Annotated in this window: 20 protein-coding genes; 11 read left to right on the forward strand and 9 right to left on the reverse strand. The window is 73.0% G+C overall.

Features of this window, described 5'->3' with window-relative positions:
- Positions 1-14: 14 nt before the first annotated feature.
- Positions 15-1,013, reverse strand: a complete 999-nt coding sequence (gene galK, locus ACPPVX_RS20285; RefSeq protein WP_426572396.1) for a galactokinase — start codon at positions 1,011-1,013, stop codon at positions 15-17.
- A complete protein-coding gene (locus tag ACPPVX_RS20290) occupies positions 1,010-1,867 on the reverse strand; it encodes a galactose-1-phosphate uridylyltransferase (RefSeq protein WP_426572397.1) in 858 nt (285 codons plus the stop codon). Before ACPPVX_RS20290 ends, galK begins: the two co-directional genes overlap by 4 nt.
- A gap of 101 nt (positions 1,868-1,968) precedes the next feature.
- Here ACPPVX_RS20290 and rimO point away from each other — a divergent pair, with 101 nt between their 5' ends.
- Together rimO and pgsA are read left to right on the forward strand one after the other, a co-directional pair.
- Positions 1,969-3,258 (forward strand): 30S ribosomal protein S12 methylthiotransferase RimO, encoded by a 1,290-nt coding sequence (rimO, locus tag ACPPVX_RS20295; RefSeq protein ID WP_426572398.1) that lies wholly within the window; start codon positions 1,969-1,971, stop codon positions 3,256-3,258.
- Positions 3,259-3,266: 8 nt separating this feature from the next.
- Complete coding sequence (gene pgsA, locus ACPPVX_RS20300) at positions 3,267-3,881, forward strand: CDP-diacylglycerol--glycerol-3-phosphate 3-phosphatidyltransferase (protein WP_426572399.1); 615 nt, start codon at positions 3,267-3,269, stop codon at positions 3,879-3,881.
- Positions 3,882-3,888: 7 nt separating this feature from the next.
- On the opposite strand, the gene ACPPVX_RS20305 is transcribed toward pgsA, so the two are convergent.
- Together ACPPVX_RS20305 and ACPPVX_RS20310 are read right to left on the reverse strand one after the other, a co-directional pair.
- Positions 3,889-4,443, reverse strand: a complete 555-nt coding sequence (locus tag ACPPVX_RS20305) for a hypothetical protein (protein WP_426572400.1) — start codon at positions 4,441-4,443, stop codon at positions 3,889-3,891.
- Positions 4,440-5,357 (reverse strand): class I SAM-dependent methyltransferase, encoded by a 918-nt coding sequence (locus tag ACPPVX_RS20310; protein WP_426572401.1) that lies wholly within the window; start codon positions 5,355-5,357, stop codon positions 4,440-4,442. The genes ACPPVX_RS20305 and ACPPVX_RS20310 overlap by 4 nt, the downstream gene beginning before the upstream one ends.
- Before the next feature lie 71 nt (positions 5,358-5,428).
- Here ACPPVX_RS20310 and ACPPVX_RS20315 point away from each other — a divergent pair, with 71 nt between their 5' ends.
- Positions 5,429-6,751, forward strand: coding sequence for a competence/damage-inducible protein A (locus tag ACPPVX_RS20315; RefSeq protein ID WP_426572402.1), 1,323 nt, complete (start codon positions 5,429-5,431; stop codon positions 6,749-6,751).
- Between the two features lie 22 nt (positions 6,752-6,773).
- Here the strand turns inward: ACPPVX_RS20315 and ACPPVX_RS20320 are convergent, their stop codons facing one another.
- The 3 genes from ACPPVX_RS20320 to ACPPVX_RS20330 form a co-directional block, all read right to left on the reverse strand.
- Positions 6,774-8,726, reverse strand: coding sequence for a hypothetical protein (locus tag ACPPVX_RS20320; protein ID WP_426572403.1), 1,953 nt, complete (start codon positions 8,724-8,726; stop codon positions 6,774-6,776).
- Complete coding sequence (locus tag ACPPVX_RS20325; RefSeq protein WP_426572404.1) at positions 8,719-9,186, reverse strand: RNA polymerase sigma factor; 468 nt, start codon at positions 9,184-9,186, stop codon at positions 8,719-8,721. Before ACPPVX_RS20325 ends, ACPPVX_RS20320 begins: the two co-directional genes overlap by 8 nt.
- 122 nt (positions 9,187-9,308) lie before the next feature.
- On the reverse strand, positions 9,309-10,229 hold the full coding sequence (locus ACPPVX_RS20330) for a LysR family transcriptional regulator (RefSeq protein ID WP_426572405.1): 921 nt from the start codon (positions 10,227-10,229) through the stop codon (positions 9,309-9,311).
- A gap of 70 nt (positions 10,230-10,299) precedes the next feature.
- Between ACPPVX_RS20330 and ACPPVX_RS20335 the strand changes: the two genes are divergently transcribed.
- The gene (locus ACPPVX_RS20335) at positions 10,300-11,049 is read left to right on the forward strand and encodes a sulfite exporter TauE/SafE family protein (RefSeq protein WP_426572406.1); all 750 of its coding nucleotides are present in this window, start codon (positions 10,300-10,302) and stop codon (positions 11,047-11,049) included.
- Between the two features lie 316 nt (positions 11,050-11,365).
- Positions 11,366-12,400 (forward strand): recombinase RecA, encoded by a 1,035-nt coding sequence (recA, locus tag ACPPVX_RS20340; protein ID WP_426575062.1) that lies wholly within the window; start codon positions 11,366-11,368, stop codon positions 12,398-12,400.
- A gap of 269 nt (positions 12,401-12,669) precedes the next feature.
- Here the strand turns inward: recA and ACPPVX_RS20345 are convergent, their stop codons facing one another.
- Together ACPPVX_RS20345 and ACPPVX_RS20350 are read right to left on the reverse strand one after the other, a co-directional pair.
- Complete coding sequence (locus ACPPVX_RS20345; protein WP_426572407.1) at positions 12,670-13,242, reverse strand: hypothetical protein; 573 nt, start codon at positions 13,240-13,242, stop codon at positions 12,670-12,672.
- 105 nt (positions 13,243-13,347) lie between these two features.
- Positions 13,348-13,746, reverse strand: coding sequence for a hypothetical protein (locus tag ACPPVX_RS20350; protein ID WP_426572408.1), 399 nt, complete (start codon positions 13,744-13,746; stop codon positions 13,348-13,350).
- A 267-nt stretch (positions 13,747-14,013) separates the two neighbouring features.
- Between ACPPVX_RS20350 and ACPPVX_RS20355 the strand changes: the two genes are divergently transcribed.
- From ACPPVX_RS20355 to hflX, 6 genes are all read left to right on the forward strand, one after another.
- On the forward strand, positions 14,014-14,703 hold the full coding sequence (locus ACPPVX_RS20355) for an SDR family oxidoreductase (RefSeq protein WP_426572409.1): 690 nt from the start codon (positions 14,014-14,016) through the stop codon (positions 14,701-14,703).
- A 61-nt stretch (positions 14,704-14,764) separates the two neighbouring features.
- The gene (gene miaB, locus ACPPVX_RS20360; protein WP_426572410.1) at positions 14,765-16,207 is read left to right on the forward strand and encodes a tRNA (N6-isopentenyl adenosine(37)-C2)-methylthiotransferase MiaB; all 1,443 of its coding nucleotides are present in this window, start codon (positions 14,765-14,767) and stop codon (positions 16,205-16,207) included.
- Between the two features lie 4 nt (positions 16,208-16,211).
- A complete protein-coding gene (locus tag ACPPVX_RS20365) occupies positions 16,212-18,032 on the forward strand; it encodes a glycoside hydrolase (RefSeq protein WP_426572411.1) in 1,821 nt (606 codons plus the stop codon).
- Positions 18,025-18,990, forward strand: coding sequence for a tRNA (adenosine(37)-N6)-dimethylallyltransferase MiaA (gene miaA / locus ACPPVX_RS20370; RefSeq protein ID WP_426572412.1), 966 nt, complete (start codon positions 18,025-18,027; stop codon positions 18,988-18,990). The genes ACPPVX_RS20365 and miaA overlap by 8 nt, the downstream gene beginning before the upstream one ends.
- 72 nt (positions 18,991-19,062) lie before the next feature.
- The gene (gene dapF, locus ACPPVX_RS20375; RefSeq protein WP_426572413.1) at positions 19,063-19,911 is read left to right on the forward strand and encodes a diaminopimelate epimerase; all 849 of its coding nucleotides are present in this window, start codon (positions 19,063-19,065) and stop codon (positions 19,909-19,911) included.
- Positions 19,908-21,356, forward strand: coding sequence for a GTPase HflX (hflX, locus tag ACPPVX_RS20380; RefSeq protein ID WP_426572414.1), 1,449 nt, complete (start codon positions 19,908-19,910; stop codon positions 21,354-21,356). Before dapF ends, hflX begins: the two co-directional genes overlap by 4 nt.
- Position 21,357 lies beyond the last annotated feature (1 nt).

A 21,357-nucleotide genomic window follows, 5' to 3' on the forward strand; every position in this document is an offset into this window, starting at 1 on the left:
CCGGCGACGCCTGGCTACGCCAGGTCCACTCGGGCGCCCCCGGTGGCGCGGACCAGCCAGCCTTCGTCGAGCGCGCCGGGTCGGGTCAGGGCGACCACGCAGCCGCCGAAGCCGGCGCCGGTGAGCCGGGCACCGATGACCCCGGGCGTGGCGGCCAGGCGATCGACCAGCGCGTCGAGCACGTCCGTCGACACCTCGAAGTCGTCACGCAGGGAGGCGTGGCTGGCGGCCATCGCCCGGCCGACGGCCTGGAGGTCGCCCGCGGGCAGGGCCGCGGCCACGTCGCTCACGCGCTGGTTCTCGCTGATGACGTGGCGCGCCCGGCGGCGCAGCACGGGATCGGCGAGGGCGTCGGCGGACGCGGGGTCGACGAGGAGGCGGAGGGGGCCGAGGACGGCCTCGGCGGCGGCGACGGACGCGGTCCGCTCGGCGTAGGCCGACGCCGCCAGCTCGCGGTGCTGGCCCGAGTGGATGACCCGGATCTCCACGCCGTCGGGGATGGCGATCGGCGTGATCTCGAGCGCGTGGCAGTCGATGAGCAGGGCATGCCCCTCCACCCCGCCGGCCGACGCCAGCTGGTCCATGACCCCGCAGGGGACACCCGAGGCCCGCTGCTCGGCCCGCTGGGTCAGCTCGGCCAGCTCCACCACGGTGCCGCCGAACCCGAGGGCCAGGGCGACGCCCACCTCCAGCGCGGCGCTCGACGACAGCCCGGCGCCGACCGGGAGCGTCGTGGTGACCGTGCCCGTGAACCCGACCGTGGGGGCCATCTCCGCCACCACGCCCGCCACGTAGCGGGCCCAGCCGGAGAGGGCGGCAGGGTCGTCGACCGCGAGCGGCACGATCGCGGGCTCGGCCTCCGTGGCCGACGTGAGGACGATCCGGTCGCCGCCTCGGGTGCCGGTGATCGTGGTGGCGAGGTCGATGGCGAGCGGCAGCACGAGGCCGCCGCTGGAGTCGGTGTGCTCGCCGATCAGGTTCACCCGGCCGGGCGCGACCACCGTGAGGGTCACGGCTGCACGGCCCGCAGGTTGGCGGCGGCATCCTCGGGCGGCACCGGGTTGAGGTAGGCGCCGCTGCCGAGCTCGGCCCCGGCGACGTAGCGCATCACGCCGGGCGCGCGGTGGGGCCCAGCGATCTCGACGTGCATCCAGGCCTGCGGCCAGTCGCCGCCGTCGAAGGGCCGCTGGTGGATCCAGAACGTGTACGGCATCGGCGGGTCGAACACGCCCTCGAGCCGGCGGAGGGCTTCGCTGAACACCGACGCGAACGCGGTGCGCTCCGCGTCGGTCAGCGAGGGGAGGTCGGGGCGCTGCTCGAGCGGTGCCACCCGCATCCCGTAGGGGTAGATGGGGGCGGAGGGCACCCACACCCGCCAGCCGTCGCGCTCGATGACCGTGAGCTCGGGCCGGTCGTCCTCGAGCAGGCGGTGGCCCTCGGCCAGCCGGGCCAGCTCGGTGGCGGGCAGCGCCGGGACGTCGGGGTAGCTGTAGATCTGGCCGTGGGGGTGGGGGATGGTGGCGCCCACCTGCTCGCCGTTGTTCTCGAACACCAGCACGTAGGCCAGGTCGTCGCGGGCCCCGAGGGCGGCGGTGCGCTCGGCCCACAGGTCGACCACGAGGCGCACGTGGCTCAGCGGCAGGTGGGGGAGACGCGCATCGTGGTCGGGGGCGTAGAGCACCACCTCGCACCGCTCGTCGGGGAACGACGGCCACCGGTTCTTGAACGCCTTCACCACGTAGGGGTCGGGTGCCTCGGTGCCCCCGACGCAGAACGCACAGCCCGTGGTGGGCCGGTTGGGCCGGGTCTGGCGGCTACCGGTGACCTGCACCTGCACGCCCGTCAGCGGGTCGATCCGGAGTTCCATGCGCCCCGCAACCTACGCGCCGGCGCCGTCACCAGCGGAGCGCCGAGCCGGCGGCCCCGGGCTGCTCGGTCGGGGGTCCGGGCCAGTAGCGTTGCTGAGCCATGTCGCGGTACCACCTGGTCACCCTCGGGTGCCCCAAGAACGAGGTCGACTCCGAGAAGCTCGTCGGCCAGCTCGGCGCGGACGGGTTCGCGTCCACCGACGATCCCGATCAGGCCGAGCTGCTCGTCGTGAACACCTGCGCCTTCATCGGCGAGGCCCGCCAGGAGTCCATCGACACGATCCTCGCCCTCGCCGAGCACAAGGCGCCCGGCGCCAAGCTGGTGGTCACGGGCTGCATGGCCGAGCGCTACGGCGACGAGCTCTCCGACGCCATGCCCGAGATCGACCTGGTCGCCGGCTTCGGCCACGCCGTCCACGACGACCACCACCACGGCGACGATGCCGCGCCCAGCTCGGCCACGGCCACGGCCGTGGCGATCGGCCGCAAGCCGTCGCTGCCCACCTTCGACCTGCTGAACCTGCCCCGCCCCCGCTCCACCCGGCCGTGGGCCTACGTGAAGGTGGCCGAGGGCTGCGACCGTGCCTGCGGGTTCTGCGCCATCCCGAGCTTCCGGGGCCCGCAGCGCTCGCGGACCATCGAGACGATCCTCGACGAGGTCGAGGCGCTCGATGCCCAGGAGATCGTGCTCGTCGCCCAGGACCTGGCCGCCTACGGGCGCGACCAGGGCGTCGGCGAGCGGGCCATCGTCCCGCTGGTGCGGGCCGTGTCGGAGCGCGTCGCCCGCACCCGGCTGCTGTACCTCTACCCGTCCGATCTCACCGACGGGCTGATCGACGCCATCTGCGAGACGGGCGTGCCGTACTTCGACCTCTCGCTGCAGCACGTGTCGCCGCCGCTGGTGCGCCGCATGCGCCGGTGGGGCAACGGCGAGAAGTTCCTCCGCCGCATCGACGACATCCGCCGCCGCGAGCCCGACGCCGCGTTCCGCTCCAACTTCATCGTCGGCTACCCCGGTGAGACCGAGGACGACCACGACGCGCTGCTCCAGTTCGTCGAGGAGGCCCAGGTCGACTGGTGCGGCTTCTTCGCCTACTCGCCCGAGGTCGGCACCTACGCCGCCGACCTCGACGGCCAGGTCGACGAGGAGCTCGTCGCCGACCGGCTGGCCGAGCTGCGCGAGCTGCAGGACGAGATCACGGCGAGAAAACGTGACGAACTGATCGGTACGCAGGTCGAAGTCCTCGTGGACACCCCTGGTACGGCGCGCTCGCACCGCGAAGCCCCTGAGATCGACGGCATCATCACCGTTCCGCACGATCTGGCCGCCGGCACGTTCGCCACGCTCACCGTCACCGGCGCCCTCGGGCCCGACCTCGAGGCGGAGTAGCAGCGGCGATGTCCATGGGGGAGCACGACCAGACGCACGGCCCGGTGCCGATCGACGACCGCTACGGCCCGGGCGCGCTCCTCACGCCAGCCAACATGATCACGATGCTCCGGCTGGTGATGACGCCGGCGCTGCTGGTGATGATCGTCAAGGAGCCCTCCTCGTGGGCGGCGGCCGCCTTCTGGACCGTGCTGGCGTTCAGCGACGGGATCGACGGCCACCTCGCCCGCAAGCACGGCACCACCCGGTCGGGCGCCTTCCTCGATCCGCTGGCCGACAAGGTGCTGGTGCTCGGCGCCCTGTTCGCGCTGGTGGCGGCGGGCCGGTTCTGGATCGTGCCCGTCCTGCTGATCGCCATCCGGGAGGTGGCGATCAGCGTCTACCGGACGCACCTCGGCCGCCAGGGCCTGGCCGTGCCCGCCCGCACCCTGGGCAAGCTGAAGACCGTCGTCCAGGAGTTCGCCGTGGCGTTCGCCCTGTTCCCGGTCACCGCCGACTACCACCTGCTCGCCACCACGGTGCTGTGGATCGCGGTCGCCCTCACCTACATCTCCGGCGCCCAGTACCTGCTCGACGGCCGGGGCGCCGCCACCACGCTCGGCCACCGCACCACCAGCGCCTGAGGGCTGTTCAGCCGGTCGCCCCCGCCGCTGCAGGCGCAGGCGCAGGCGCGGCCGAGAGCGCCGCCGCGATGCGGCGGTCGAGGATCGGCTCGATGGCCACGCCCGGGACCGCGACCAGCAGGCCGAGCACCACCAGCGGGGCGCTCGGGTCGGGGAGCACCGCGGCGGCCACCGTCACCACCACGATGAGCGGGCGCAGCAGCGTCAGCGGTCCGAAGATGGCGATGCTCGCCACGGTCCGGACCGTCACCGACGGGACGAGGCAGAGCGCGGTGCCGACGAGCACGATCCCGGCGTAGGCGCCGCCCACGACCAGGAACCGCCCGAGCGCATCGTCGAGCGCGTGGGCGTCGAGCGGGCCGTCGGGACGAGCCAACCCGAGCGCCAGCGCGGTGACCGCCGCGATCGGGATCAGGCCGAGCAGTCCGGCGCGGATCGACGCCTGCTGGTGGAGCCGGCGCTTGTCGAGGTGCAGCGATCGACCCATCGCCAGCCGGTAGCCCATCAGGGCGCAGTCCAAGGTGACCAGGGCCCACACCGCCGCCAGCCGCACGGCGCTCACCTTCGGCCCCTCCCGTGGCGGGGGCGGTGGCCGACCGCCGTCATCGCGTCGGGCCCGAGGCTGCGTCGGGTGCCGACCAGGTTGGTGAGCGCGCACGGGAACGGGGTGCCCCGCACGGTCCGGTCGGACACCCAGGTGGCGAACGACGGCGCCTGGGTGGCGGTCACCTCGACGAGGAGCTCGGCCGGGTAGGCCCGCTGGGCCGACCGGACGCCGTCATGGCGCGACAGCGGGAGCCGCATCCGCGTGTGGTGGAACAGCCAGGCCCCGAGGCCGGCGATCGGCGACGGCTCGAAGTCGATGTGGACGAACCCCTGCGCGGTGCCTTCCTCGTGGAGCCGGAAGAACCGCTCGAGGGCCGCGCTCCGGAAGTGGTGGAGCACGCCCGTCGAGATCAGCACGGTGGCGGGCAGGTCGAGCGCGAACACGTCGGAGGCGTGGAAGTCGCAGTCGAGGTGCTCTTCCAGCGCAGCACCGCGGGCAGCGGCGATGAGCGCGGGGTTGAGATCGACGCCGGCGAACGACACGTCCGGGGCCCGGGCGTTCGCCGCCAGCCAGCGGACCACGTAGCCGGTCCCGCAGCCGACATCGACCACCCGGTACGGCGGCGGGACCCCCGCCGCTCGGAGCGCGTCGAGCATCGGGCCGACGATCGCCCACACGCGCGCGCCGTGGTGGAACTCCTCGGCGAGGCGCTGGATCTCACCGTGGACGGCGACCAGGAGGTGGTCGACGCGGTCGGGGTCGAGCACGCCGTCGGTCGTGGGCAGGGACCGGGCGATGCGGGCGGCGCGGCGGTCGCCGTGATCGAGGCAGGCCTGGATCACCGCGCCCGCGTCGACCGGCCGTCGGACCCCGTCGGGGCCGATGTCGAGGACCAGGTCGGTGACCTCGATGCGCTCGGTCGATCGCACGGCATCAGGCTCCCACGACTCGGCGGGAACCGTCGGCCCGCACCGGGCGCGGCCGGTCGTAGGGTGCGCCGATGCGCTGTGAGGTCGTTGCCATCGGGACGGAGCTGCTCCTCGGGCAGATCGTCGACACCAACTCGTCGTGGATCGGAGAGCAGCTCGCCATCGCGGGGATCGATTCGCTCTTCCAGACCAAGGTCGGCGACAACATGGACCGCATGGTCGCCACGCTGGAGCTGGCGCTGTCTCGGTCCGACGCCGTGATCTGCTGCGGCGGGCTCGGCCCCACGCAGGACGACATCACCAAGGAGGCCATCGCCAAGGTGATGGGCGTCGACCTCGAGCTCGACGACGAGCTGGCCGCCCGCATCGAGCTGATGTTCAGCTCGCGGGGCCGGCGCATGCCGATGAACAACCTGCGCCAGGCCGAGGTGCCCGTGGGGGCCACGGCCATCCGCGACCCGCAGCCGGGCACGGCACCCGGGCTGATCTGCCCGGTCACGTGGAACGGCGAGGAGAAGGTCCTCTACGCCGTCCCGGGCGTCCCCCGCGAGATGCAGGAGCTGGTGCTCGCCGCCATCGTCCCCGATCTCCAGCGCCGCTCGGGCGACGTGTCCACCATCTTCAGCCGCACCCTGCGCACCTGGGGCGAGAGCGAGTCCGGGCTGGCAGAGCGCCTGGCCGGACGGATCGCCGTGCTCGACGGCTCGGGCAACCCCACGCTCGCCTACAACGCCAGCGGCATCGAGGGCATCAAGCTGCGGCTCACCGCCAAGGGCGCCGACGAGGCGTCGGCCGAGGCGCTGGTGGCGGAGGAGGAGCGGGAGATCCGGGCCATCCTCGGAGACCTCGTCTTCGGCGTCGACGACGAGACCATCGAGGCCTCGGTGCTCAAGGAGCTGCGGGCGGCGGGGGAGCGGCTGGGGCTCGGCCGCCCCCTCACGCTCGGGCTGGCCGAGTCGCTCACCGGCGGGATGATGGGGTCTCGCGTCGCCGACGTGCCGGGCGCATCCGATGTGTTCCGCGGCTCGATCGTCTCGTACGCGTCGCAGGTGAAGTTCGACGTGCTCGACGTGCCCGAGGGCCCGGTCGTCTCGCTCGAGGCCGCGTCGGCGATGGCCGTGGGCGCCCGTGAGGTGCTGGGCGCCGACGTGGGTGTGGCGGTCACCGGCGTGGCCGGCCCCGACGAGCAGGAGGGCCATCCGGCCGGCACCGTGTTCGTGGCGATCGACCTCGGTCCGCTCAGCGGCGAGGCCGGCCCCGAGGCGTTCCACGTCCCCCTGTTCGGCGACCGCCTCCAGATCCGCCAGTTCACGGTGATCACCGCCATGAACGCCCTGCGCCTCAAGCTCCTCGGCTCTGCTCGAGACCCCGACCCCTTCGGCAGCGACGGCTGACCCTGTCGCTCCTCTCGGTGGTTCAGTAGCGGACGAGGCCGACCACGATGTCGTCGACGAGGGCGACGTTGATCCGGTCGCACCGCAGGTTCTCGGTGATCGCCTGTCCCACGCCGTCGATGCTGACGGCCCGGTAGGCGAGCCCGTCGGCGATCGCCTGGCTGGCGGCCTGCTCGGAGGTCAGGTCGAGGTACGAGCGGACGAGATCGTCGGTCGTGGGGCACAGCGGCTCGGTGACCGTGATCGCTGTGGTCGCCCCTCCGTCGCTGGTCCTGCCCGGGATCTCGATGACGGCGTCGTAGGTGCCGGGCGGCAGCGTGCCGAGGAACGTGGTGCCGTCGTGCTTCGGATCGCGGTCGGGCCTGAGGGCCTGGAGACCGGACGGCGTCCGCCAGGTGACCGGGAGGCGGAGGTCGCCGTTGGCAGGCACGATCGTCGGGCCGACGGGCGGGAGGTCGAGCGGGGACGAGACGCAGTGGTCGCCCGAGACCGGGGGCAGGGAAGCGTCGGGGTCCTTGGTGCTCACGAGCCCGAGCCTGGCGTAGAGCAGCGTGCACTGGGTCAGGGTGACGGGCTGGTCCGACCGGTTGTGCACGGCCAGCGTCGCCTCCACCGAGCTGCCCGAGCGGACCGTGTCTGCCGCCAGCTCGAGGCGGAAGCCGAGATCGCGCAGTTCGGAATAGCCGTCGGTCGCGTCCGAAGCCCCTGCGGCCGTCGTGGTGGTGGCGGGGAAGCCGGTGGTGCTGGTCGCCGGGGCAGACGGCGCCGTGGTCCCGGTGGTGCCCTGGATGGCATCGTCGACGAGCGACGCGGCGCGGTTGAGTTGCCAATCGGGCGTCGCCGTGGCTGCCGTCGCCAGGAAGGCCCGCCACTGGTCGGCGGTGGCCGGGCGGAGGGAGCCGACCAGGGTGCGGACCGTGTCGTCGTCGATCGCGGAGCCGGGCTGGGGTGGCGTCATGACGGAGTCCGCGATCATGGTCCAACGGGGGATGTCGATCGACGCGCCCGGCCACGATCCGAGATAGCGCGCGCTCGGATCGCGCCCGGCACGGCCACCGCTCGGGCCCCATCGCTCGGTGTGGGCGTCGCGGAGGACCACCCGGTTGTCCTGACCGGCGATGGCCACGGGCACGTCGGTGGTGAACGGATCGGCGTCGGGCCCCTTGCCCGGAGCCGCCAGCCGGTAGGCGAGCGTGTCGCCGGCAGGGGTGGTCATCTGCACGATCACCGTGGGCGACGCGGGGACCGGCGGCGTGTAGCTGGTGCTGGTGGTCGTGTAGCCGGGCAGCGGCGGATCGGCCGAGGAGGGGTCGGCCACGATCGCCTTGCCGGCCTCGATCAGATCGGTGCCGGAGATCCCGCCCGATGATGTGAGGGCCCACGCCCCCTGGTTCCGCCAGAGCAGCTCCTGGGACAGCGGCGTGCTCTCCCGCACCAGCAGCGCCGACCGGTCGACGCCGGGGCCGAGCGCCCCCGAGCTGGGCCCGTCCTGCACCATCGCCTGCGTGTCGCAGCCGTCGTAGGTGAGGTGCAGCGTCCGTGGGAAGGCGGTGCCCGCGGGGCCCGTCCAGTCGTGCGACGCCGTGGCGCAGGTCCCGAAGTAGATCATCTCCACGAGGTGGAGGGACCAACCGTCGGGGAGGTCGTGGGGGATGTAGAAGCCCGTCGCGTCGGCGGCGCCGCCCGTGACCACGTCGGAGCCGTCGTCGGACCGACGGTTGGCGACGACCGCCGCGGCGCCGATGAGCACGACGATGACGGCCGCAGCGCCGAGCCACCGGGCCAGCGGCCGCCGCTGGGTCGAGACGAGGTCTGGTCCGTCGCCGGCGGCGGCGCGGGCCGAGATGGCGGTCCACGCGTCGGCGATGGGCTCGGCGTCGATCACCGGGTCGACCTGCTGGTGGAACCACGCCCGGTCGGCCGCGTCGGCGGGGTCGGCGGGATCGACGGGCTCGTGGTCGGTGGGCTCAGTCATGGGGGACCACCTCCTTGAGGGTGGTGAGGCCGCGGTGGACGAGGGATCGCACGGTGGCGGGCCGGGCGTCGAGGAGCTCGGCGATCTCGTCGGTCGGGAGGTCGAGGTAGTAGCGGAGGACGACGGCGGTGCGCTGGCGCTCGGGGAGCGTCTGGAGCGCGTGCCAGACCGCGGTGGACGTGGCGGGGATGGCGGGCGGCGGGGCCGAGGCGGGCGCGTCGTGCGGGTGGCTCCGGGCCCGGGTGGCCCGACGGCCGGCGTCGTGGCACAGGTTCACCAGCACGGTGCGGAGGTAGCCGCCCGGGTTGTCGGTGGTGGCGAGGCGTGGCGCGATCCGGACGAACGCGTCTTGGGCCAGCTCCTCCGCCCGCGCCCGGTCACCGGTGAGCAGGTGGGCGAGGCGGACGGACGCCTCGTAGTGCTCGTGGTACAGCGCCTCGAGCTGAGCGTGGCCGCTCACGTGGGGTCGCCCGGCTGGGCGGGCGGGATCGCCGATGATCGAGGTGGTCTCCGCCGGATGGTGCACACCCTGTCAGACGAACGGGCAGCGGGTTCTGTTGCGCGCCGTCCCCGTTCCTGGGCTCACGACTCGCCGTCCCTGGGGGCGGGGGACGCGGCGGGGTCGGCATGGGCGAGCGCCAGGGTGCGGAACGCCCGGGCCGCGGGGGAGAGCGGGCCGTCCCGCCGCACGAGGTAGAGGTCTCGTTCCAGCGGGGGCGAGAGCGGTGCCACCACGGCGCCGAGGCTCGCGGCGGCGCGCGCCAGCGGCTCGGGGAGCACGGCGGCACCGGCGCCGGCCATGACGAGGGGGACGATCGCCTCGCGGTGCTCGGTGACCACGCCGATGCGCGGGTCGGCATCGGGGTCGGCCTGGCGCAGCGCCGATGCGAGCAGCCGGCGGCTCGACGTGCCGCGCGGGGTGGTGATGAGCGGGAACCCGGCGAGGCGGGTGACGGGCAGCTGCCGGTCGGCGCTGAGCGGGGTGCCGGGGGGCAGGACGGCCAGCAGCGACTGGCGGCCGAGGTGGTCGACGGCGATCGTGCGGTCGTCGGGGGCCACGTCGCCGAGGCCGAGCTCGCTGGCGCCCGAGCGGACCAGGGCGACGATGCCCTCAGCGTCTTCGGGCTCGGTGATGCGTACGAGCACGCCGGGATGGAGCTTGCGGAAGCGGCCCACCAGCTCGACGAGCGGCTCCACCACCAGGGTGGGGAGGGCGACGATGTCGAGGTGCCCGCTGGCGAGGCCGGCCACGTCCGACACGGCGGCGCGGGCCACCTCCGCATCGCGCAGCATGCGGCGGGCGGGCTCGATGAAGGCCTCCCCGGCGGGCGTGAGCACCACGGTGCGGCCGATGCGGTGGAACAGGTCCGTGCCCAGCTCCCGCTCGAGCGAGGCGATGGCCTGCGACAGGGCGGGCTGGCTGACCGGGATGGACGCGGCCGCGGCCGTGAACGTCTGGTGGTCGACCACGGCGACGACGTAGGCGGCCTGGCGGAGATCCATAGGCACAGCTTATGTAGTTCATCGCATCTACGTCTTGGACTTCTCGATCGACCAGGCGGATGCTGGTCTCGTGACCTCCCACCTCCTCCTGATCATGGCCATCGGCGCAGGGATCGGGTTCCTGGGAGGCCTGCTGGGCAAGGGCGGCTCCGCCCTGGCCACCCCGATCCTCATGGCGTTCGGCATCCCCCCGGTGATCGCCCTGGTCGCCCCGCTCCCGGCCACCGTGCCCGGCACCTTGGTGGCCGCCGACGGGTACCGGCGCAAGGGCCTCATCGACCGCAACGTCCTGACCTGGTCGCTCATCGCCGGCGTCCCGGCCACCATCCTCGGCGCCCTCGGGTCCCGCTACATCGACGCCCGCTCGCTCATCTACGTGACCGACGCCGTCATCGCCGTGCTCGGCATCCGGATGCTCCTCAGCCCGGCCCACGTCGAGGTCGACACCGACGAGCCCGCTCGCCGGGCCCTGATCATCGGGGTCGCCGTGGTCACCGGCCTCGCCGCCGGCCTGCTCGCCAACAGCGGCGGCTTCCTCCTCGCCCCGCTGTTCATCGCCGTGCTGGGCATGGCCATCAAGCCGGCCCTCGGCACCTCGCTGGCCGTCGCCGCCGTCCTGGCGGTCCCCGGGACGCTGATCCACCTGGCGCTCGGCCACATCGACATGACCGTCGTGGCCGCCTTCGCGCTGGGCTCCGTGCCGCTGTCGGGCCTGGGTGCCCGGGTGGCCCTGCGGACCGACCCGAGCCGCCTCGAGCGCGGCTACGGCGCGGTCCTCGCCCTCCTGGGCACCGGCTTCCTCATCGCTGCCTTCGCCTGACCCGTCGGTGCGCCGCTCCTGACCGCAGGCGCGCGTCCCGGCCCGGGGTGGCGCGGCACCCAGCGGGGCGCGGCGGGTGCTCGGCGACGATCTCGGATTTCTTGCCGAAGGTCCTTGCCTCCGAACAGGTGTTCGAAATACCATGGGTGTTGTTCCGGTGCGCCGGAGCACGCAGCTCGGCCCGCTCCGGCGGCTTCGCTGTCAGACCCCCTCCGTAGGGTCCATCGCATCGGATCGCTGCGTTCGCCGCAGCCACACAAACACCGTCGTGGTTCACGAGAAGGAGAACGCAGTGGAGCGAGACAAGGCACTCGACATGGCTCTGGCCGGCATCGAGAAGCAGTTCGGCAAGGGCTCGGTCATGAAGATGGGTGAGAAGGGGTCGATGGCCATCGAGTCCATCCCCACCGGTGCGCTGGCGCTGGATCTGGCACTGGGTGTCGGGGGGCTGCCCCGGGGCCGCGTCATCGAGATCTACGGCCCGGAGTCCTCCGGCAAGTCCACCCTCGCCATGCACGTGGTGGCCGAGGCGCAGCGCAACGGCGGCATCTGCGCCTACGTCGATGCTGAGCACGCCATGGACCCGGTCTACGCCCGGGCCATCGGGGTCGACGTCGACGAGCTGCTCATCTCCCAGCCCGACACGGGCGAGCAGGCCCTCGAGATCACCGACATGCTGGTGCGCTCCGGTGCGCTCGACATCGTGGTGATCGACTCGGTGGCGGCCCTCACGCCGCGCGCCGAGATCGAAGGCGAGATGGGCGACACGCACGTCGGCCTCCAGGCCCGGCTCATGTCGCAGGCGCTGCGCAAGCTCACCGCCAACCTCAACAAGACCGACACCATCTGCATCTTCATCAACCAGCTGCGAGAGAAGATCGGCGTGATGTTCGGCTCGCCCGAGACCACGCCTGGTGGCCGGGCGCTGAAGTTCTACTCATCGGTCCGGCTCGACATCCGCCGCATCGAGTCCATCAAGGACGGCGTCGAGGTCGTGGGCAACCGCACCCGGGTCAAGGTGGTCAAGAACAAGGTGGCCCCACCGTTCAAGCAGGCCGAGTTCGACATCATGTACGGGCGTGGCATCAGCCGGGAGGGCTCCGTGCTCGACATCGGTGTCGACATGGGGTTCGTGAAGAAGTCGGGTGCTTGGTACACGTACGAAGGCGAGCAGCTCGGCCAAGGCCGGGAGAACGCCAAGCAGTTCCTCACCGACAACCCCGAGATCATGGTCGAGGTCTCCGAACGCATCCGGGTCCAGGTCGGGATCGACAACGACCCCAACGCAGCCGAGGAGACCGAGGTCGACCTCGAGCTGGATCCAGACGATCTGCCCATCACGCTCGACTGAACCGCCTTCTGTCGGTCGTCCCGTGATCGCCCGGCCCTTGTCCAGGGGGCCGGGCGAAGGGCACACCCTTCGTCGCTGACCGGACGGCGCCACGTCCGGTCAGCGCACCACCCGCCTGAACCCCAGGGAAGGAACCGTTGCTCCAGCAGCGGCCTGACCCTGCGCGGCATCAGGCGAACCGGGGACACGTTCCCCCACACCCGTCGAGGGCGTCCGGACCAGCTGGGGCCGGGCGCTCTCGGCGCGTCCCCGGTGAGGCAGGCGCCGCGTCAGTCGGTTGCGGTCTGAGGCGCCGGCTCGGCGGTGCGCCCGGACTCGGCTTCCGGGGTGAGCTCGGCCGGCGACCACCCGCCGAGCACGCTCACCGCCGGGAGTGCCCAGTGGCCACGGCACTGGTCGGAGAACCAGGCCTCGTGGCGGGCCTCCTCGGCCACCATCTCGTCGAGCTGGTCGCCGAACGCATTGTGGCCCGAGGCTCGGGCGTGGGCGGCGGCGTCGACGTACTGGCCGACGTTCATCGCCTCGAGGCGGCCGGCCGCGTACATGGGCAGGAACCGTCCGCCCACGAAGCACAGCGCCCCGAAGAACCGGCCGATCGAACCCATCAGCACCTCGCGCCAGCGCACCGTCCCGGCGCCCAGGGCGGCGAGCAGCTCGGCCACCTGGTTGCGGTGGTGCCACTCGGCGGCCTCGATGCGCTTGATCTCCTCGCGCTCCGCTCGGCGCCTCGCACCGATGCGGGAGCGCCAGTGGCCCTGGTAGGCGTAGGCCGCGGCCAGCTCGCCGGCATGCGCGGCCTGGAGGATGGCGATCAGCGCACCCTCGTGATCGGTCGGCACCACCAGGCCATCGTCGATCGATCCAGCTTCGCGCGTCCGCTCGCCGGGGACGGCGTTGGTTCGCCTCGAGGACGGGCCGCCGGCGCCGGGCCGGAGCGCCCTCCCCGCTCAGGGCGAGGTCACGGTGAGCACCCGCGACACGGTCACGCAGTCCTCGTTCAGCTCCACCGACGGATTGGTGCAGTACTGGATGGAGGCCTGGATCTGGCCGGTCACGAAGCCGTGGGTCACCTCGAACCGGACCGTGTACGGGCGGGGGGTGCCGGGCTCGCAGGGGATGTTGACCGACTCGGGCTCGTCGGTCGTCGACCTCTGGGTGAACGTCGGGAACAGGTCCACCGGCTCGCTCCGGGTGCACGAGATGGTGCCCGTGACGGTGAGGTGCTCGAGCGAGCCGTGGCGGATGGTCGCGCTGCGATCGAGGACCGGACTGATCTGCAGCTGCAGGCAGCCACTCAACAAGATGGCGGCGGCCAGGGCTCCGAGCCCAGCGATCGTTGCTCTCATCACGGGTGTCCCCACGTGCTCGACAGCGGTGCCCCGATGACGGTGCAGGCGGGGCTGCTGGCCCACCACCACCATTCGCGGTAGGCGACCTCGCGATCCGCCGCCGCCGACCACGGCGCGCGGCCGGACGAACGCCGGGAGGCACGACGGCGCTCGAGCGGGCCCGTCTCCACCGGATCGACGGATCGGGAATGGTTGACCGTCGAAGTGAGTTGCATGATGCAACAGAGTGGCCCGTTCGGGCCACTCCCTACCCAGGAGCAAACCATGCAGATCCAAGGCTCGACCGCACTCGTCACCGGCGCCAACCGCGGCTTGGGGGCTGCCTTCGTCGAGGAGCTCCTGGCCCGCGGCGCGGTCAAGGTCTACGCCGCCGCCCGCACGCCGGAGCCGAGCGACGACCCGCGCGTCGCGCCCCTGGCCCTCGACGTGACCGACGCAGCCCAGGTCGAGGCGGCGGCCGCGCGGGCCGGCGACGTGACCCTCGTGATCAACAACGCCGGCAGCCACAGCGGCGCCCGCATCGCCGACGGCGACTTCGCCGCCATCCAGGCCGACCTGGACACCAACTTCTTCGGGCCCATCGCCGTCACCCGGGCGTTCGCCCCGATCCTGGCGGCGCACGGCGGCGGGGCCGTGGTCACCGTCCACTCGGTGCTGTCGTGGATCTCCGCCGGCGACGGGTACAGCGCGTCGAAGGCGGCGGCGTGGTCGGCCACCAACGCCCTGCGCTCGGCGCTCGCCCCGGCCGGCACCACCGTCACCGGTGTCCACGTCGGCTACATCGACACCGACATGGCGGCGAGCATCGACGCCCCCAAGATCGCGCCCCGCGAGGTGGCGGCGCAGGCGCTCGACGGCGTGGAGGCGGGCGCCGACGAGGTCCTGGCCGACGAGGTCACCCGCGGCGTGAAGGCCGGTCTCGCCGGTGACCCGATGGCCTTCCCCGTCGGCTGAACGGTCGGCGTCCGGACCTGATCGGGAGGCGGCGGGCCTGCGGTCGTAGAGTTGCTGGGCCATGACCGACCTGCCCGCCTCCGACGCTGCGCCCCGGCGGTACCTCGTCCGGACGTTCGGCTGCCAGATGAACGAGCACGACTCGGAGCGGATCTCGGGGCTGTTCGACGCCGACGGCATGGAGGCCACCACCGACCTGGAGGAGGCCGACGTCGTCGTCCTCAACACGTGCTGCATCCGCGAGAACGCCGACAACAAGCTCTACGGCACGCTCGGCCACCTGAAGTCGGTGAAGGACCGCAAGCCGGGCATGGAGATCGTGGTCGCCGGCTGCCTCGCGCAGAAGGACAAGGAGGGCATCCAGGAGCGGGCGCCCTACGTCGACCTGGTCTTCGGCACCCACAACGTCCACCGCGCCACCGAGCTGCTGCACCGCTCGCGGGAGGAGGGGCCGCTCACCGAGATCCTCGAGGCCACCGTCGCCGACGATCACGAGCTGTTCCCGTCGGCCATGCCCGCTCGCCGCGACGAGGGGTACACCGCGTGGGTCACCATCCAGATCGGGTGCGACAACTCGTGCGCCTTCTGCATCGTGCCGGCGGTGCGCGGCGAGGAGATCTCGCGCCCCTACGACCGGCTCGTCGACGAGGTGTCCGGGCTGGCGAGCGACGGAGTCACCGAGGTCACGCTGCTCGGCCAGAACGTGAACAGCTACGGCCGCGATCTCACCCTCGCCGCCCGCCGGGCCGGTGACGACGTCCGGGTCCGCCCCCTGTTCAGCGAGCTGCTGCGCTCGGTCGGCGCCGTCGACGGCATCCGCCGGGTCCGCTACACGAGCCCGCACCCCAAGGATCTGCGGCCCGAGACCATCGCGGCCATGGCCGAGACCCCCGAGGTGTGCGAGCACCTGCACCTGCCGGTGCAGTCCGGGAGCGACCGGGTCCTCGCCGCCATGCACCGCGGCTACACCGCCGAGCGGTACCTCGAGAAGCTCGCCGCCGCCCGGGCTGCCATCGCCGACCTGGCGGTCACCACCGACCTGATCGTCGGCTTCCCCGGCGAGACCGACGACGACTTCGAGCAGACCCTCGCCCTGGCCGCCGCCGCCGAGTACGACTCCGCGTACACGTTCATCTACTCGCCCCGGCCCGGCACCGAGGCGGCGGAGATGGTCGACCAGTTCGTCGATCCCGCGGTGGTGGCCGAGCGCTTCGACCGCCTCAAGGTGGTGCTCGAGCGCTCGGCCCTGCGCAAGCACGAGGCCCGCATCGGGCGGGTCGAGGAGGTCGTGGTGGAGGGCCCGTCGCGCAAGGACCCGTCGGTCCTGACGGGGCGCACCCGGCAGAACAAGCTGGTCCACTTCGCGAGCGAGTCGCCGCTGCGGGTCGGCACCTACGCCGACGTCCGCATCACCGCCGCCGCTCCGCACTTCCTCCGCGGTGATCTCATCGAGGTCACGGCGGCGGCCCGCCACCGCACCCGCATCCCCGTCGCCGCCGGCTGACAGGGTGAGCACCTGGTCGGTGTCGATCGGCGAACTGGCTCTGGTGCCGCGCCCGCAGGTCCTGCAGGTCACCGGGGTCGGGCCCCTCGTCGACGCCTGCGCCGTGGCCACCGCCGTCGACCCGGCGATCCGTCCGCAGGGCTTCCGCCTCGACATCGACGCCGACGGCGCCCGCATCACCCACGCCGACGATGCCGGCCTCCGCTACGGCCGGGCGCTGCTCGGCCAGCTCCTCGATCGGCCGGTCGAGGGCCGGGTGCTCGGCGTGCACGTCGAGGACCACCCCGACATCGCCGTGCGCGCCTTCATGCTCGACGTCAGCCGCGACCGGGTGCCCACGCGCGAGACGCTGGGGGAGTACGTCGAGGTCCTGGCCCTCGCCCGCTACAACCAGCTCCAGCTCTACACCGAGCACTCGTTCGCCCACGAGGGCCACGACGTGGTCTGGCGCGATGCGTCCCCGCTGACGCCCGACGACCTGACGTGGCTCGACAGCCGCTGCGCCGACGCCGGCATCGAGCTCGTCGCCAACCGCAACTGCTTCGGCCACTTCGAGCGCTGGCTCTCGCACCCGCAGTACGTCGACCGGGCGGAGGCGCCTGAGGGCGTCGAGGTCATGGCCGGGCTCCGCTTCCCGCCGGCCGTGCTGGCGCCCACCCCCGACAACGCCGCGTTCGCGCTCGACCTCGTCCGCGAGCAGATGGGGGCCGTCCGCAGCCAGCGCGTCAACATCGGTTGCGACGAGACCTTCGAGCTGGGCCGCGGGGTGAGCGCCCAGGCCTGTGCCGAGCGGGGCAAGGGCGCCGTGTACCTCGAGCACGTCCGGCGCCTGGTCGACCCGTTGCTGGCCGACGGGTACGAGGTGCAGATCTGGGCCGACGTGCTGCGCCGCTACCCCGAGCTCGCCTCCACCCTCCCCGAGGGCGTGGTCCCCGTCGCCTGGCTGTACGAGGCGCCCAGCGCCCCCGAGGACCGGCCCGACATCCCGGATGCGCTCGCCACGGTGTTGTACGACCTGGGCATCGACACCGACACGTCGGGCGGCTTCGAGGCCAACATCGCCCCGCTCGCCGCCGCCGGCGTTCCGTTCTGGGTCGCGCCCGGCACCAGCGACTGGAACTCGCTCGTCGGCCGCTGGGACAACGCGCTCGCCAACCAGCTCGACGCCGCCGAGGTGGCGATCCGCCACGGCGCGGGCGGGTACCTGGTGGCGGCGTGGGGCGACAACGGTCACCACCACCCGCCGTCGATCACCTACGGCCCGCTGATCCACGGAGGCGCCGTGGCCTGGTGCCTCGAGGCCAACCGAGACCTCGATGTCGCCCTGGTGCTCGACCGCCACGTGTTCGACGACCACGGCGAGCAGCTGGGTGGCGCCATCCAGACGCTCGGCGGGCTCTGGCGGCGGACCGGTCGCCAGGGGCTCAACGCCAGCCCGCTCGCGGCCGCGCTCTTCCCGCACCTCCCGCTGCTGGTCACCGGCGCAGCCGACCCCGACGCGGTGCGAGACGTGCTGGCGGCGCTCGACGACGTCGACGGCCGCATCGCCGATGCCCAGATCAGCGGGCCGGGCGCCCGTCAGCTGATCGCCGAGCTGACCACCGTGACGCGCCTGGCCCGGCAGGGGGCGTGGCGCCTGCTCGGCGACGGCGAGGGCGATGTCGAGGGCGTGCCGGCGCTGGCCGACCGCGCCGACGACCTGGCCGATGTCATCTCGTCCCAGCGCACAGCGTGGCTGGGCCGGGCCCGGATCGGCGGCCTCGTCGACAGCCTGGCCCACCTCGAACGGACCCTCGCGGCCGACGAGGCCGCACTCGATGGCTGAGGCGGCCCACCGGCTGCTGCCCCAAGGTGCCCCACCCCCGCTGGCGATCGTGGGCACCACCGCGTCGGGCAAGTCGGCGCTCGCCCTGGCCCTCGCCCGGCACCGCGGCGACGTGGAGCTGGTCTCGGTCGACTCGATGCAGGTGTACCGGGGCATGGACATCGGCACCGCCAAGCCCACTACGGCCGAGCAGGCCGAGGTGCGCCACCACCTCATCGACCTGGTCGAGCCGTGGGAGCCCTTCGAGGTCCACTCCTTCCAGGCCGCAGTGGCCGACGCGCTGGCCGACATCGCGGCCCGTGGCCGTCGCGCCGTCCTGGTCGGGGGGACCGGCCTCTACCTGCAGGCCGTGATCGACGGCTTCGAGATCCCCGGTCGCTTCCCTGAGGTGGCGGCGGAGCTGGAGACCGAGGTCGACACCGTCGCGCTCCACGCCCGCCTCGCCGAGCTCGACCCGCTGGCGGCCAGCCGCATGGAGCCCACCAACCGCCGCCGCGTGCTGCGCGCGCTCGAGGTCACGCTGGGCAGCGGCCGGCCGTTCTCGTCGTACGGCCCGGGGGTGGGCACCCACGCCGACACGCCCATCCTCCAGGTCGGCATCCGCCTGCCGCAGCCCGTCGTGGCCGACCGCATCGAGGCGCGGTACCACCGGCAGGTGGCCGACGGCTTCGTCGCTGAGGTCGAGCGCCTCGCCGACGGCCCGCACCTCAGCCGCACCGCCGCCCAGGCCCTCGGCTACCGAGAGCTCCTCGCCCACGTCGAGGCCCAGCGATCCGGTCGCACCGACCCCACGCTCGACGGTGCCCTCGACGAGGCCGTCCGCCGCACCCGCGCCTTCGCCCGCCGCCAGCGCGCCTGGTTCCGCCGAGACCCCCGCATCACCTGGCTCGATGCCGACCCCGACCCCGCCGCCCGCACCGACGACCTCCTCGCCCTCGCCGCCCACCACTGGCCCTGACCCCCACGCTGCCGGGATGGGGTGGCAATCGGCGTGGGCATCTGGGTGCGGGGCTGCGAGACTGGGGGCCTCATGACGTTTCGCCTCACCAAGCACCACGGCCTCGGCAACGACTTCCTCGTCCACCTCACCGATGACGCACCGGCCGTCCAGAACCGGGCGGCGTGGATCGAGCGCGCCCAGCGCTGGTGCCGGCGCCACCACGGGATCGGGGCCGACGGCCTCCTGATCGGCCTGCACGGCACCGGCCGGGCCGACCTGGTGATGACCCTGATCAACGCCGACGGATCGATCGCGGAGATGAGCGGCAACGGCATCCGCTGCCTCGCCCAGGCCGAGGCCATGCGCCGCAACCAGGAGCGCGGCACGCTCGTGATCGAGACCGGCGGCGGCCTGCGCACGGTCGAGTACACGGCCACCAACACGGGCGCCCGCCACCAGGGCACCATCGAGGCCAGCGTCGACATGGGCCCGGCTCGGCCCGGTCCCGCCGCCGACCGGCCCACCGATGCGGCCGGCGACGCCCGCTCGCTCGGGCTCGACGCCCTGAAGGCGGCCACCTTCGACCTCGGCAACCCCCACCTCGTGCTGCTGGTCGACGACCCGGAGGCCATCGACCTCGCCGTCGCCGGCGCCACCCACGAGGCCGCGTACGACGCCGGGATGAACGTGCACTTCGTCGCCCCCACGCCCGGTGAGGCCGACGCGATCACCATGCGGGTCTGGGAGCGCGGCGCGGGCGTCACCGAGGCGTGCGGCACCGGTGCCACCGCGGTGGCGCGGGCCGCTCACGACTGGGGCCTCACCGGCGACCAGGTCACCGTGCACATGCCCGGCGGCGACGTCCAGGTCCTGGTGGGCGATCCGATGGTCCTGCGGGGCCCGTCCACCTTCATCGCCGGCATCGTGGTGACCGCGTGAGCGACACCGACGAGCCGGTCCCCGGCGACCTCGACTACGACCTCGACACGCCCTTCGATGCGGCGGCGTTCGATGCGCCCGAAGACGACTTCTCCGACCTCATCGAGGCCGAGGACGAGGAGTCCCACCGTGGCGCGTTCGGCGACTTCGGCGGCACCTCCAGCGCCCTCATCGACCGGTCCTTCCGGGAGCGGATCATCGTGGTGGGCGTCACCCTCGGTGGGGGAGACCCCGAGCGCACCGAGTCCGACCTCGACGAGCTCGCGCTGCTCGTCGACACCGCAGGGGCCGACGTGGTGGGCCGCATCCTCCAGCGCCGCTCGGCGCCCGACCCGGCCACCTACATCGGCAAGGGCAAGGTCACCGAGCTCAAGGACCTATCGATCGCCCTCGACTGCGACACCGTGGTGTTCGACGACGATCTGAGCCCGGCGCAGCAGCGCAACCTCGAGAAGCAGCTCGGGCGCACCGCGCTCGACCGGACCGCGGTGATCCTCGACATCTTCGCCCAGAACGCCTCGAGCGTGGAGGGCAAGGCCCAGGTCGAGCTGGCCCAGCTCCGCTACCTCCAGCCCCGCCTGCGCGGCAAGGGCAAGGACCTCTCGCAGCAGGCCGGTGGCATGGCGGCCGGCGGCGGCGCCCGGGTCGGCAGCCGCGGCCCGGGTGAGACCCAGCTCGAGACCGACCGCCGCCGCATCACCCGCCGCATCCACAAGCTGGAGGCGGAGCTCCGCGACATCTCGCACCAGCGCGACACGCAGCACAAGCAGCGCACCCGCAGCCGGGCCGGCCAGGTGGCCATCGTCGGCTACACCAACGCCGGCAAGTCCACGCTCCTCAACCAGCTGAGCGGCGCGGGCGTGCTGGTCGAGGACCGGCTGTTCGCCACGCTCGATGCCACCACCCGCCGTCTCCAGCTGCCCGGTGGCGAGGCCGTCCTGCTCACCGACACCGTCGGGTTCGTCCGCAAGCTGCCCCACCAGCTGGTCGAGTCGTTCAAGTCGACGCTGCGGGTCGCCGCCGAGGCCGACCTGCTCGTCCACGTGGTCGACGGGTCCGGTCCCGACCCCCAGAGCCACATCGACGCCGTCCGCGACGTCCTCGGCGAGATCGGCGCCGGCGACGTGCCCGAGCTGCTCTGCTTCAACAAGGCCGACCGCACCACCGAGGTGGCCCGGCTGGTGGCCGGCAACCCGGGCTCGGTGGGCATCTCCGCGGTGACGGGGGCGGGGGTCGAGCAGCTCCTGCTCACCATCGGCGACCGGCTCCGCCACCAGACCACGGTGGTCGACCTCCTCATCCCGTTCGACCGGGGCGACGTGCTCGCCGAGGTCCACCGCGAGGGCGAGGTGCTCAGCGAGACCGTCGCCGAAGGCGGCATGGTCCTGACCGCCCGGCTCGACGAGGCCGCCTCGGCCAAGCTCGAGTCGTGGCGGGTCGCGTAGT

Origin of the sequence: Aquihabitans sp. McL0605 (genome assembly GCF_049993875.1) — a bacterium.
Classification (GTDB): Bacteria; Actinomycetota; Acidimicrobiia; order Acidimicrobiales; family Iamiaceae; genus Aquihabitans.